The organism is Streptomyces sp. NPDC090077, assembly GCF_044747545.1.
Taxonomy (GTDB): Bacteria; Actinomycetota; Actinomycetes; order Streptomycetales; family Streptomycetaceae; genus Streptomyces.
On sequence record NZ_JBIVEG010000005.1, the window covers coordinates 272,167 to 284,695 of the forward strand.

The window sequence follows — 12,529 nt, forward strand, 5'->3', positions numbered from 1 at the left end:
ATGTTCGGTGAATGTCTTTCGGCGGCGCGCGTACGCGCAGCATTGGGCGTAGTCCACACGGGCGCGGCGGATCGCGCAAGTACCAGGCCGCCGAGACCGTCGAAACGGTGACGTTTACGGCCGTCTCGCCGCAACTTTGCCGCAACTTTCAGGCTTCCCCGACAGACCGCCGGTGATTCATCCCACACCATTCCAGCTCATTCGGCAGCGCATGAGGACTTTCCTACCTGTTTGAGGGACGAACGTCCTTACGAACCCGCTGATCGACTTGGGCGTATGGTTGCGATTCGGCCCGACACGGCCAAGGCACGAGGGCCCGCTCCTTCCCCGCTCCAGGTGTTACCCAGTGGTAGAGGTGAAGATTTCGGCCGGGCGTAAGAGCATGGGAGGCGGCGACCCAGGGCACGACTCCCCCGACAGCGAAGGAACAGCGTGGCTTCCGCATCCGATCGCAACCCGATCATCATTGGCGGCCTTCCGAGCCAGGTCCCGGACTTCGATCCGGAGGAGACGAAGGAGTGGCTCGACTCCCTCGACGCCGCGGTCGACGAGCGGGGCCGCGAGCGCGCCCGCTACCTGATGCTGCGGCTGATCGAGCGGGCCCGCGAGAAGCGCGTGGCCGTGCCGGAGATGCGCAGCACCGACTACGTCAACACCATCGCCACCAAGGACGAGCCGTTCTTCCCCGGTAACGAGGAGATCGAACGCAAGGTCCTGAACGCCACGCGCTGGAACGCCGCGGTCATGGTCTCCCGCGCCCAGCGCCCGGGGATCGGCGTCGGCGGCCACATCGCCACGTTCGCCTCCTCCGCCTCCCTCTACGACGTGGGCTTCAACCACTTCTTCCGGGGCAAGGACGAGGGCGACGGCGGCGACCAGATCTTCTTCCAGGGCCACGCCTCCCCGGGCATCTACGCCCGCGCCTACCTCCTGGACCGGCTCTCCGAGCAGCAGCTCGACGCGTTCCGGCAGGAGAAGTCGAAGGCCCCGTACGGCCTGTCCAGCTACCCGCACCCGCGGCTGATGCCGGACTTCTGGGAGTTCCCGACCGTCTCGATGGGCCTCGGCCCGCTCGGGGCGATCTACCAGGCGCGGATGAACCGGTACATGGAGGCGCGCGGGATCGCGGACACCTCCAAGTCCCACGTCTGGGCGTACCTCGGCGACGGCGAGATGGACGAGCCGGAGTCGCTGGGCCAGCTGTCGCTGGCGGCCCGCGAGGGCCTGGACAACCTGACCTTCGTCGTGAACTGCAACCTCCAGCGCCTCGACGGCCCGGTGCGCGGCAACGGCAAGATCATCCAGGAGCTGGAGTCGATCTTCCGCGGGGCCGGCTGGAACGTCATCAAGCTGATCTGGGACCGCTCCTGGGACCCGCTGCTGGCGCAGGACCGCGACGGCATCCTGGTCAACAAGATGAACTCCACCCCCGACGGGCAGTTCCAGACGTACGCCACCGAGTCGGGCGCGTACATCCGCGAGCACTTCTTCGGCGGCGACCAGCGGCTGCGCGCGATGGTCGAGGGCATGTCCGACTACCAGATCCAGCACCTGGGCCGCGGCGGCCACGACCACAAGAAGGTCTACGCCGCGTACGCGGCGGCCAAGGCCCACAAGGGCCAGCCGACGGTGATCCTGGCGCAGACGGTCAAGGGCTGGACGCTCGGCCCGAACTTCGAGGGCCGCAACGCCACGCACCAGATGAAGAAGCTGACGGTCGACGACCTCAAGCGCTTCCGCGACCGCCTGCACATCCCCGTCACGGACGCCCAGCTGGAGAGCGGCGCGCCGCCGTACTACCACCCGGGCCGCAACTCGCCCGAGATCCAGTACATGCACGACCAGCGCAGTGCGCTGGGCGGCTACGTGCCGACGCGCGTGGTCCGGGCCAAGCCGCTCCAGCTGCCGGACGACAAGGCGTACGCGGGGGCCAAGAAGGGTTCGGGGCAGCAGTCGATCGCCACCACGATGGCCTTCGTCCGCATCCTGAAGGACCTGATGCGGGACAAGGAGATCGGCAAGCGCTTCGTGCTGATCGCGCCCGACGAGTACCGCACCTTCGGCATGGACGCGTTCTTCCCGAGCGCCAAGATCTACAACCCGCTGGGCCAGCAGTACGAGGCGGTCGACCGCGACCTGCTCCTCGCGTACAAGGAGTCCCCGACCGGCCAGATGCTGCACGACGGCATCTCCGAGGCGGGCTGCACGGCCTCGCTGATCGCCGCGGGTTCGGCGTACGCGACGCACGGCGAGCCGCTGATCCCGGTCTACGTCTTCTACTCGATGTTCGGTTTCCAGCGCACCGGTGACCAGTTCTGGCAGATGGCCGACCAGCTGGCGCGCGGTTTCGTCCTGGGCGCGACCGCCGGCCGGACCACCCTGACGGGTGAGGGCCTCCAGCACGCCGACGGCCACTCCCTGCTGCTGGCGTCGACGAACCCGGGCTGCGTGGCGTACGACCCGGCCTACGGCTACGAGATCGCGCACATCGTCAAGGACGGTCTGCGGCGGATGTACGGGCCGGACGCCGAGGACGTCTTCTACTACCTGACGGTCTACAACGAGCCGATCCAGCACCCGGCCGAGCCGGCGGGCGTCGACGTGGAGGGCATCCTCGCGGGCATCCACCGGGTCTCGCAGGGCACCTCGGGCGCCGTCGGGGCGCAGATCATGGCCTCGGGCGTGGCGGTGCCGTGGGCCCTGGAGGCCCAGCGGATCCTGGCCGCCGAGTGGAACGTCCGGGCGGACGTCTGGTCGGCGACCTCCTGGAACGAGCTGCGCCGCGAGGCCGTCGAGGTGGAGGAGCACAACCTGCTCCACCCGGAGGAGGAGCAGCGCGTCCCGTACGTGACGCGGAAGCTCTCGGGCGCCGAGGGGCCGTTCGTGGCGGTCTCGGACTGGATGCGCGCGGTGCCGGACCAGATCTCGCGCTGGGTGCCGGGCACCTACTCCTCGCTGGGCGCGGACGGCTTCGGCTTCGCGGACACGCGCGGCGCGGCGCGGCGCTTCTTCCACATCGACGCGCAGTCGGTCGTGCTGGCGGTGCTCACCGAGCTGGCCCGTGAGGGCAAGGTCGACCGCTCGGTGCTGAAGCAGGCCGTCGACCGGTACCAGCTGCTGGACGTGGCGGCCGCGGACCCTGGCGCCGCGGGCGGCGACGCGTAGCGGTCACTCTTCCGAAGGGGCGCTGGGACACCTGTCCCAGCGCCCCTTCCGGGTTCCCTACGATGCTCGGCATGAAGGAAACCTCACGTCAGGCGCGGTGGGAGCGCCGTACGCAGCTTCCCCTGCTGGTGCTCGCCGTGGCGTTCGCCGTCGCCTACGCCGTGCCGATCGTCGCGCCGGACGCCGGTGAGGAGGTGCACCGGGCGTGCACCCACCTGGAGTGGGCGGTGTGGGGTGCCTTCGCCCTCGACTACCTGGTGCGGCTGGGGCTGACGCGGGACCGGCTGCACTTCGTGCGCACGCACTGGCTGGACCTGGCCGCGGTGGTGCTGCCACTGGTGCAGCCGCTGCGGCTGCTGCGGCTGGTGGCCACCTTGATGCTGGTGGGGCGGCGGGCGCGGATGGCTCCGCAGATCCGGCTGACCACCTATGTGGCGGGGGCCGTGGTGGGGCTGCTGATGTTCGGGTCGCTCGCGGTGCTGAGCGTGGAGCGGGACGCCCCCGACGGCAACATCAGGAACCTGGGCGACGCGGTGTGGTGGTCCTTCACCACGATGACCACGGTCGGGTACGGGGACCACTCCCCCACCACCGGTCTGGGCCGCGTGCTGGCGGTCGGGCTGATGCTGTCGGGGATCGCCCTGCTCGGTGTGGTGACCGCCAACATCGCCGCCTGGTTCATCGCCCGCTTCGAACGGGACGACCAGGCGGAGCGGATCCAGCTGGCGGCGATCCGGGAACTCCAGGAGGAGGTACGGGCGCTGCGCGCCGAGGTCGCGCAGCTGGGCGGCGGCGGCCAGGGCGCGATGCCCGCCCAGGCCGCCGCCGGTCCCGCCGCCGGTCCCGCCGCCGGCGAGCAGGCGGAGGCTAGCGTTCCCAGATCTTGAAGGCCCTGATCTGGAAGGCGGACTGCGGCAGCCAGGTCCCGTCGCCCGGGTAGGTCTGGAACTCGCCGGTCTCCGCGCACTCGGCGGACTGGTACGTGGTCACCGGCCGCCCGGTCCGGTTGACCAGCGACTGGTAGGCGGGGCCGGCGGGCAGGGCGGTGCAGCTGTTGATGTCGAGGGTGCTCAGGTCGTGGACCTGCCTGGTGCCCTTGAAGTCCGGTTTCGCCCACAGGCACAGCTGCCCGGTGGCGCAGGGCGGGCCGGCCGCGTGGGCGCCGGTGGCGGTGCCGGGCACGAGGCTGGCGGCGGCCAGCAGGGCGGCGGCGAGGGTGGTGGCTCGTGCGGTGCTCCACGTACGCATGACGGGGTCAACTCCTCCTTGACGGACGGGCTCCGGACTCCGGCCGGCGCTCCGTCGACACCAACGCTGACCTGCGGTGACAGTCGTGCGGAAGGGGCTGCGGGCGGGTCCACCCGGATAGGCGACAGCCCCGCCGGAACCGTCCGGCGGGGCTGTGGCGGGTGCGGGGTTGACGTACTCGTAACGGATGGGCGGGCCGCTCAGATGTGGGCTGCCGCGCCCGCTCCGGCCTCGGCGTTCTGCCCGCGCTTGGTGAAGCAGGCCACGACCGCGGCGAGGACGGCGACGACCGCGGCGCAGGTGAAGGCCGTGCTCATGCCGGACACGAAGGTGTCGTGCGCGACGCCGGCGATGGTCTGTGCCACCGGCTCGGGCGCCCCGGGCGGCACGGGGGCGATGCCGACCTGCACGCCCGTCTCCGCGAGGGCGAGCTGTTCGGGGGTGAGCGGGGGCAGGCCGGCGGACTGCCAGTTGTCCCCGAAAGTATCACTGACCTCGGCCGCCATGACGGCTCCGAGGACGGCGGTGCCGAGGCTGCCGCCGACCTGCATGGCCGCCTGCTGGAGGCCTCCCGCCACACCGGACAGCTCCAGCGGGGCGTTGCCGACGATGACCTCGGTGGCGCCGACCATGACGGGCGCCAGGCCGAGGCCGAGGAGGGCGAACCAGAGGGACATGGTGAGCGTGCCGGTGTCGGGGGTGAGCCGGGCCATGCCGAAGCAGGCGACGGCGGTGGCGACCATGCCGGCGACCAGCGGGATCCGCGGGCCGACCTTGGTGATGGCGGCTCCGGCCAGCGGTGAGCCGACGATCATCATGCCGGTGAGGGGCAGCAGGTGCAGGCCGCTGTCGACCGGGCTCATGCCGTGCACGTTCTGCAGGTAGAACGTGACGAAGAAGAGGCCGCCCATGAAGGCGAAGGCCATCAGCACCATCAGCACGGTGCCTGCGGACAGCGGCAGCGAGCGGAACATGCCGAGCGGGATCAGCGGCTCGGAGACCTTGGTCTCCCAGACGGCGAAGAGCACGAAGCACAGCACCGAGGCGCCCAGGAAGAGCAGGGTCTTCGCGTCGCCCCAGCCCCACTCGGCGGCCTTGATCAGCGCCCAGATCAGGGAGAACATCGCGGCCGACAGCAGCACGATGCCCGGCAGGTCGAAGGAGCGCGGGGCGTTCTCGGCCCGGTGGTCGAGCAGGATGACCAGGCCGAGGAGCAGGGCGATCACGCCGACCGGCACGTTGATGAAGAAGACGGACTGCCAGCTGACGTGCTCGACGAGCAGGCCGCCGACGATGGGGCCGGCGGCGGTGGAGGCGCCGATGACCATGCCCCAGATGCCGATGGCCATGTTGAGCTTCTCGGCGGGGAAGGTGGCGCGCAGCAGGCCGAGGGCGGCCGGCATCAGCAGGGCGCCGAAGAGGCCCTGGGCGACGCGGAAGCCGATGACCAGCCCGACGCCGGTGGACAGGCCGATCGCCGCCGAGGAGAGCGCGAAGCCCGCGATGCCGATGAGGAAGGTCTGGCGGTGTCCGAAGCGGTCGCCGAGCTTGCCGGCGGTGATCAGGGAGACCGCGAGGGCCAGCAGGTAGCCGTTGGTGATCCACTGCACCTCGGCGAGGCTGGCGCCGAGGTCCTTCTGGATGGCGGGGTTGGCGACGGCGACGATCGTGCCGTCGAGGGTGACCATCATGACGCCGACGGCCACGGCGAACAGGGTGAGCCAGGGGTGGCCGCGCAGACCGGCGCGCGCCGCCGGATCCGGGCCCGTTTCCTTGGCGAGCGTGATCTGACTTGTCATGCGAACAGGCTAGTGACAGTCACTGACACTTCACAAACGGCTTAACGCGACAGCGGCTGTCAGGTCCGTCACAGGTACCCTGACCGCTTACTCAGCGTCAGATCAGGATCAGAGAGGACCCCGCGGCGATGACCGACGAGCGGCCCGCGCCGGCGGCCGGACTGCGCGAGCGCAAGAAGCGCCGCACCCGGGACGCGCTGCTGCGCGCCGCCCTGCTCCTGTTCGTCTCGCAGGGCTACGAGCGGACCACGGTCGACGAGATCACCGACACCGTCGAGGTCTCCCAGCGCACCTTCTTCCGGTACTTCGCCAACAAGGAGGAGGTCGCGTTCGCCGTACAGGACGTGGTCGAGTCCCACTTCCTCACCGCCCTGCGGGCCCGGCCGGCCTCCGAGGGCCCGCTGGAGGCCATGCGCAACGCCGTGCTCGCCTCCTGGGACACCGTCGGGGAGGCCATCTCCGACGTGGTGCCCGTGGACCTCTACATGCGCAGCTACCAGCTGATCGAGTCCACCCCGGCCCTGCTCGCCGTACACCTGCGGCGCTCCGCCGAACTGGAGGAGGAAGTCTCCCGGCTGATCGCCGCCCGCGAGGGGCTCGACGTGGAGTCCGACCCGCGGCCGCGGGTGGCGGTGGCGGCGTTCTGCGGCGTGATGCGCGTCACGGGCCGGCTCTGGGGACAGGGCGAGGACGCCAGCGTGGCCGCGATCCGGCGGATGACCGTGGCCTACCTCGACCAGATCGGCCCGGCCCTGGCGGCGGACTGGCGCCGGGTGCCCGCAGCGGGCTGATCCGGCCTGGTACCGGGCGTTCCGGCCCGTTCCGTCCCGGTCCGGACCCCTCCGGAGGGCGCCACCGGGAGCGGCTCGCGGGGCCCTCGCGGGACCCTGCGCGGACCCGCCCGGAACCGCAACGGAGCGTGATCGGCGGGGAGATGTGTCCCACGACCGGCCGTGAGCCCGGTCACCTGGCGCGCCGCAGCCTCCACCGGTCTCCTAGTCTGGCTCCAGTGAACCTGCCCGGCCGCCCCGCCCCCGCCGTCCCGGACGCCTCCGCGCGCCCCGCCGCCCTGCGCATGCTGCTCGCGCTCGGCGTCGTGTTCCTGATGCTGGCGACGACCGGCTGGACCGCCGTGCACCGCCCCGACGCCGGGATCCAGGCACGGGCCGCCGAGCTCGTCGCGTGGGCCACCGCCCGGGTCGACGGCCGGGCCGTACCGCCCGCCGACGCCCCCGTACGCACGGTCGCCCGCTTCTTCGCCGACCTCGACGGCACCCAGCGCAGCCACCTCGCCGACGGCTACCCGCTCGTGGTCGGCAACCTCGACGGGGTCCCCGCCGAGCTCCGCTACCGGGCCAACCGCCGCTCCCTCGCGCAGGCCGCGCGGCTGGAGGAGTCCCGGGGCCGGGACGTCGCCCTGACCCCCTCCGACCGGGCCACCGCCCTCAAGCGCGCCCACCGCTTCGAGTCCCTGGCCGAGCCCGGCCGGCAGGTCCTCGTCTTCGACCCCACCGGCAGCGGCCTCGTCGCCGAGGTCTTCGGCGACCTCTCGGCGGCCCGCCGGGTCTCGGTGGTCGTCCCCGGCGTCGACACCGACGCGCTCACCTTCGAGCGCTCGCAGCGCCGCCTCACCGCCCCCGCCGGCATGGCCCGCTCCCTCTACGAGGCCGAGCTCGCGAGCGCCCCGGCCGCCCGTACCGCCGTCATCGCCTGGGCCGGCTACACCGCCCCCACCGGGGTCGGCGTGGACGCCGCCACCGGCAGGCTCGCCGTCCAGGGCGCCGCACGGCTGGAGTCCCTGGCCGCGGCCCTGCCCGGGGACGCGGACGTGGCCCTGTTCTGCCACAGCTACGGCTCGGTCGTGTGCGGCGTGGCCGCGCACCGGCTGCCCGAGCGGGTGACCGACCTGGTGGTCGCGGGCAGCCCCGGCATGCGCACCGAGAACGTCGCCGGACTGCACACCTCGGCCCGGGTCTGGGCGATGCGCGACGAGGGCGACTGGATCTCCGGCGTGCCGCACCTGGAGGTCGGCGGGCTGGGCCACGGCGCGGACCCGGTGTCCCCGGGCTTCGGCTCGCGGCTGCTGTCCTCGGAGGGGGCCAGGAGCCACACCGGTTATTTCGAGCCAGGCACGGCCTCGCTCGACAACTTCGCCAAGATCGGAACCGGCGCCTTCGGTTCCGTCGCGTGCGCGAACGGGAGCGACGACTGCCGGCTCGGAATTTCCGCCACGGACGGTGACTGACGGGGGTGTCCCCCGCCACGCACCCGTAGCAAGCAGAAAAATCGGGCCGGAAGACGAGGGGGACGCGCGGGGGCGCGTCCCCTTACCATGTGCCGCATGGGTGACGTACTGGCCGGAAATCATGCCGTCTGGGAGTTCGACTCGGACTCGGTGCTCATCCGCTTCGCACGGGGGATGCGAACTCCACGGCTCTGGAACGCGCTGGGTGAGCGCCGGATCCCCCTGGAAGCGTTGTCCGGGGTGAACGTGAACGCCGCCGCCGGGGCGATGGGCCGGCGGGACACGGTGGTGCTGCGCGCCGAGCCGCGCGCGGGTGCCGATCCGCTGATGGAGGCTGCCGCCGGGCAGCTGAAGGAGGCCTGCGACCCGTACCGGCTGGTGCTGCCCGGGGACCGGGCGGCGCAGGCCGCGGCCTTCGCCGACGCCGTGCGCGAGCGGCTGGGCCCCGGTTCCGCCGAGCCCGCCGACCGCTTCCTCGTCGAGGTGCCGCAGCCGCCGCTCCAGCTGAAGGCGTACGACGCCCGGCTGGGCTTCGACGGCTCCGCGGTCACCTTCCACTGGTCCCGCACGGGTGCCAGCAGCGCCAAGTGGCGGGCGGGCGACCAGCGCTTCGCCCTGGCCGGCCTCTCCGGCGTCGAGTGGGCCTCCCCGGACCGCCCCGGCGGCGGGTACCTGCGGCTGCGGCTCCGGGACACCGCCGCGGACCCCGTCACCCCGGACCACGACCTCGCGGCCGCGGTGTTCGGGGTGGGGTACGGGGCGGTGCACGAGTCGCTACCGTTCGCGGCCGCCGTGCTCGCCGCGCTGCGCGAGCGGGCCCCGGTGGCCGCGGTCCCGCGGGCGCGGGCGTCCGACGACCGGCTGACCCACCTGAGCGAGCTGCACAGCACGGGCCTGCTGACGGACGCCGAGTACGCGACGCTCCGCGACCGCTTCGCCGCCGGGGCCTGAGCCCGTCGGGCCCGGTCCCGCACCGGTCGCGGACGCCCCGGCCGGGCGGGGCCGTCGCGCGGGACCCGCGGCGCTACACCTCGCGGGAGTCCGAGGTGAAGGCCATGTCCGGGTAGCGGGCGCCGGCCACCTGCCCGGCGAGCGGCTCCAGCAGGGCCAGTTCGGCGCCCGTCAGGGTGATCCGGGTCGCGGCGGCGTTCTCCCGCAGCCGGCTCGGCTTGCGCGTGCCGGGGATCGGGACGACCGTCAGGCCGTGCACGGCCGCCCGCTGCTGCACCCAGGCCAGCGCGACCTGCGCCGCCGTCGCCCCGTGCGCGGCCGCGATCTCCCGGACCGGGGCCAGCAGGGCCGCGTTGGCCCGGGCGTTGTCGCCGGTGTACCGGGGCTGGTACTGCCGGAAGTCGTCGGCCGACAGCTCCGCCGCCGCGTCCGCGAACGCACCGGTGAGGAAGCCCCGGCCGAGCGGGGAGTACGGCACGAAGGCCACGCCCAGCTCCGCCGCCGCGCCGACCGCGCTGCGCTCCACGTCCCGGCTGAACAGCGACCACTCCGACTGGACCGCCGCGATGGGGTGCACGGCGTACGCCTCGCGCAGCTCGGGCCCGGTGACCTCGCTGAGGCCCAGGTGGCGCACCTTGCCCTCCTGCACCAGCTCGGCCATGGTGCCCACCGACTCCGCGAACGGGACCTCGGGGTCGCGGCGGTGCATGTAGTACAGGTCGATCACCTCGACGCCCAGCCGCCGCAGGCTGTCCTCGACCGCCTGGCGGACGTACGCCCGGTCGTTGCGGATGCCCCGGTACAGCGGGTCGTCGTTGCGCTCGATGGCGAACTTCGTGGCGAGGGTGATCTCGTCCCGGTGGGCGGCCACGAAGGGGGCCAGGAACTCCTCGTTGGCGCCGCGCCCGTAGACGTCGGCGGTGTCGAAGAGGGTGACCCCGGCGGCCAGGGCCGCGTCCAGGGTCGCGCGGGCGGCCGTCTCGTCGGTCTCCCCGTAGAACTCGCTCATGCCCATGCAGCCGAGGCCCTGGACGCCCACGACCGGTCCGCCCTTGCCCAGTTCGGTCCGCTCGATGGGGCTGTCGTGCTCCGTCATAACCGTGCCTTCCCCGCGACCGCCTCGGCGCTCGTCGTCTGTGTGCGGCCCGTCGTGCCGACCGTGCCGACCGTGTTCATCGCATACATGTTGATCTTGAAGTCGAGTACGCCGAGCGCGTCCGTCAGCTCCGCGAGGCGCGCCAGCACCTCGCGGCGCGTCCGCTCCAGCAGCTCGCGGCGCTCGTCGACGGTGTGCTCCCCCTCGCGGACGAGTTCGGCGTAGCGGACCATGTCCGCCACCGACATCCCCGTCGCGCGCAGCTTGCCCACGAAGGCCAGCCAGCCGAGGTCCTTGTCGGTGAACCTGCGCTGCCCCGAATGGGAGCGGTCCACGTGCGGCATCAGGCCGATCCGCTCGTACCAGCGCAGGGTGTGCTGGGTCAGACCGGTCCGCGCCTCGACCTCGCTGATCGTGTACCGCGTCTCCGTCAGGCTCATGGCCATACGCTAGAACCCTGGAGTGCACTCCAAGCAAGTAGGCTCGGCCGCATGGAGACCATGCACAGCCTGCGGACCATCGAGTCCTGGCCGGTACCCGCCGCCGCCGCGGCCGTCGTACGCGCCGACGGGAGCCTCGCCGGCTCCCACGGGGACACGGACCGCCGCTTCCCGCTCGCCTCGGTCACCAAGCCGCTCGCCGCGTACGCCGTCCTCGTCGCGTACGAGGAGGGGGCGCTCGAACTGGACGAACCCGCCGGACCCGAGGGGTCGACGGTCCGTCACCTCCTCGCCCACACCAGCGGCCTGGCCTTCGACGAGCACCTCGCGACCGCCCCGCCCGGACAGCGCCGGCTCTACTCCAACGCCGGTTTCGAGGTGCTCGGCGACCACCTCGCCAAGGCCACCGGGATCCCCTTCGCGGAGTACCTGCACCAGGCCGTCTTCGAGCCGCTGGGCATGGCCTCCTCCAGCCTGGAGGGCTCCCCCGCCAAGGACGGCGTCTCCACCGTCACGGACCTCGTGCGCTTCGCCGCCGAGCTCCAGGCACCCCGGCTGCTGGACGTCCGCACCGTCGCCGAGGCCACCTCCGTGATCCACCCCGGCCTCAAGGGCGTCCTGCCGGGGTACGGGCACCAGTCCCCCAACGACTGGGGCCTCGGCCTGGAGATCCGCGACGGCAAGTCCCCGCACTGGACGGGCCTGACCTCCTCCCCGCGCACCTTCGGCCACTTCGGCCAGTCCGGCACCTTCCTGTGGGTGGACCCCGACGTCCGCGCCGCCTGCGTGGCGCTGACCGACCGCGCCTTCGGCCCCTGGGCCGTGGAGGCCTGGACCCCCTTCACCGACGCGGTCCTCGCGGAGCTCCGGACGGCCCGCTAGGCCGGCAGCTCCCAGATCAGCAGCTCCCCCGGGGACCCGGCGGTGATCTCCAGGCCCTGCTCGCCGGTGATCCGCGCCGAGTCCCCCGGGCCCAGCTCCTCGCCGTCGAGGCGCAGGTCCCCGCGCACCACGTGCAGGTAGACCCGCTCGGCCGCCGGTACGGGGACCCGCTCGCCCGCGCCCGGCCGCCGGACGTGCAGCACCGCGCCCGCCGCCGGGACCTCGTAGGGGACACCGTCCGCGAGGTCCCGCACGACCTCGTACGAGGGCTCCCCGCCCGCGGTCAGCGGCGCGAGCCACATCTGCACGAACCTCAGTGGAACCGCGCCGTCGTTGCGCTCGACGTGCCGCGCCCCGGATCCGGCGCCGAGCCGCTGGACGTCCCCCGGCCGGACCGTGCCGGCGTGGCCGCCGGTGCTGTCCCGGTGGGTGAGCTCGCCCTCCACCACCCAGGTGACGATCTCGGTGTGGCTGTGCGGGTGCTCGTCGAAGCCCGCGCCGGGCGCCAGGCCCTCCTCGTTGCAGGCCAGCACCGGACCGAACCGGATGTTGTCGGGGTCGTAGAAGGACCCGAAGGAGAAGGCGTGGCGGGTGGTGATCCCGGCGTCCGGATCCCCGCCCGCGTACCGGTCGGCGGCGCGGCGTACATCGATCATGTGGGCCACCGTAGCCGCCGGCCGGGGGCCGCCGCGCGGACCCGAGT

11 protein-coding genes are annotated in these 12,529 nt (G+C 72.6%); 6 read left to right on the plus strand and 5 right to left on the minus strand.

What is annotated here, in order from left to right; translation table 11 throughout:
• The first annotated feature begins 432 nt into the window (after positions 1-432).
• Complete coding sequence (aceE, locus tag ACIPW5_RS11950) at positions 433-3,165, plus strand: pyruvate dehydrogenase (acetyl-transferring), homodimeric type (protein ID WP_401243674.1); 2,733 nt, start codon at positions 433-435, stop codon at positions 3,163-3,165.
• Between the two features lie 71 nt (positions 3,166-3,236).
• Entirely contained in the window at positions 3,237-4,052 is an 816-nt protein-coding gene (locus ACIPW5_RS11955) for a potassium channel family protein (RefSeq protein WP_401243676.1), read from the plus strand.
• Here ACIPW5_RS11955 and ACIPW5_RS11960 read toward each other — a convergent pair.
• Both ACIPW5_RS11960 and ACIPW5_RS11965 read right to left on the minus strand, forming a co-directional pair.
• Positions 4,033-4,413, minus strand: a complete 381-nt coding sequence (locus ACIPW5_RS11960) for a peptidase inhibitor family I36 protein (protein WP_401243678.1) — start codon at positions 4,411-4,413, stop codon at positions 4,033-4,035. The two genes, ACIPW5_RS11955 and ACIPW5_RS11960, sit on opposite strands and share 20 nt — an antisense overlap.
• A 200-nt stretch (positions 4,414-4,613) precedes the next feature.
• Complete coding sequence (locus tag ACIPW5_RS11965; protein ID WP_401243680.1) at positions 4,614-6,212, minus strand: MFS transporter; 1,599 nt, start codon at positions 6,210-6,212, stop codon at positions 4,614-4,616.
• A 128-nt stretch (positions 6,213-6,340) separates the two neighbouring features.
• On the opposite strand from ACIPW5_RS11965, the gene ACIPW5_RS11970 reads away from it, so the two are divergent.
• From ACIPW5_RS11970 to ACIPW5_RS11980, 3 genes are all read left to right on the plus strand, one after another.
• Positions 6,341-7,003, plus strand: coding sequence for a TetR/AcrR family transcriptional regulator (locus ACIPW5_RS11970; protein ID WP_401243682.1), 663 nt, complete (start codon positions 6,341-6,343; stop codon positions 7,001-7,003).
• Positions 7,004-7,287: 284 nt separating this feature from the next.
• Entirely contained in the window at positions 7,288-8,457 is a 1,170-nt protein-coding gene (locus tag ACIPW5_RS11975) for an alpha/beta hydrolase (protein ID WP_401243862.1), read from the plus strand.
• A 96-nt stretch (positions 8,458-8,553) separates the two neighbouring features.
• Complete coding sequence (locus tag ACIPW5_RS11980) at positions 8,554-9,408, plus strand: DUF4429 domain-containing protein (RefSeq protein ID WP_401243684.1); 855 nt, start codon at positions 8,554-8,556, stop codon at positions 9,406-9,408.
• A gap of 73 nt (positions 9,409-9,481) precedes the next feature.
• Here the strand turns inward: ACIPW5_RS11980 and ACIPW5_RS11985 are convergent, their stop codons facing one another.
• Both ACIPW5_RS11985 and ACIPW5_RS11990 read right to left on the minus strand, forming a co-directional pair.
• Positions 9,482-10,504 carry an aldo/keto reductase gene (locus tag ACIPW5_RS11985; RefSeq protein WP_401243686.1) on the minus strand — a complete coding sequence of 341 codons (1,023 nt, stop codon included), beginning with the start codon at positions 10,502-10,504 and terminating at the stop codon, positions 9,482-9,484.
• The gene (locus ACIPW5_RS11990) at positions 10,501-10,950 is read right to left on the minus strand and encodes a MerR family transcriptional regulator (protein ID WP_401243688.1); all 450 of its coding nucleotides are present in this window, start codon (positions 10,948-10,950) and stop codon (positions 10,501-10,503) included. The genes ACIPW5_RS11985 and ACIPW5_RS11990 overlap by 4 nt, the downstream gene beginning before the upstream one ends.
• Before the next feature lie 54 nt (positions 10,951-11,004).
• Here ACIPW5_RS11990 and ACIPW5_RS11995 point away from each other — a divergent pair, with 54 nt between their 5' ends.
• Positions 11,005-11,826: a serine hydrolase domain-containing protein gene (locus ACIPW5_RS11995; protein ID WP_401243864.1), complete on the plus strand. Its 822-nt coding sequence runs from the start codon at positions 11,005-11,007 to the stop codon at positions 11,824-11,826.
• On the opposite strand, the gene ACIPW5_RS12000 is transcribed toward ACIPW5_RS11995, so the two are convergent.
• Positions 11,823-12,482 (minus strand): pirin family protein, encoded by a 660-nt coding sequence (locus ACIPW5_RS12000; RefSeq protein ID WP_401243690.1) that lies wholly within the window; start codon positions 12,480-12,482, stop codon positions 11,823-11,825. The genes ACIPW5_RS11995 and ACIPW5_RS12000 overlap by 4 nt on opposite strands.
• Between the last annotated feature and the right edge of the window lie 47 nt (positions 12,483-12,529).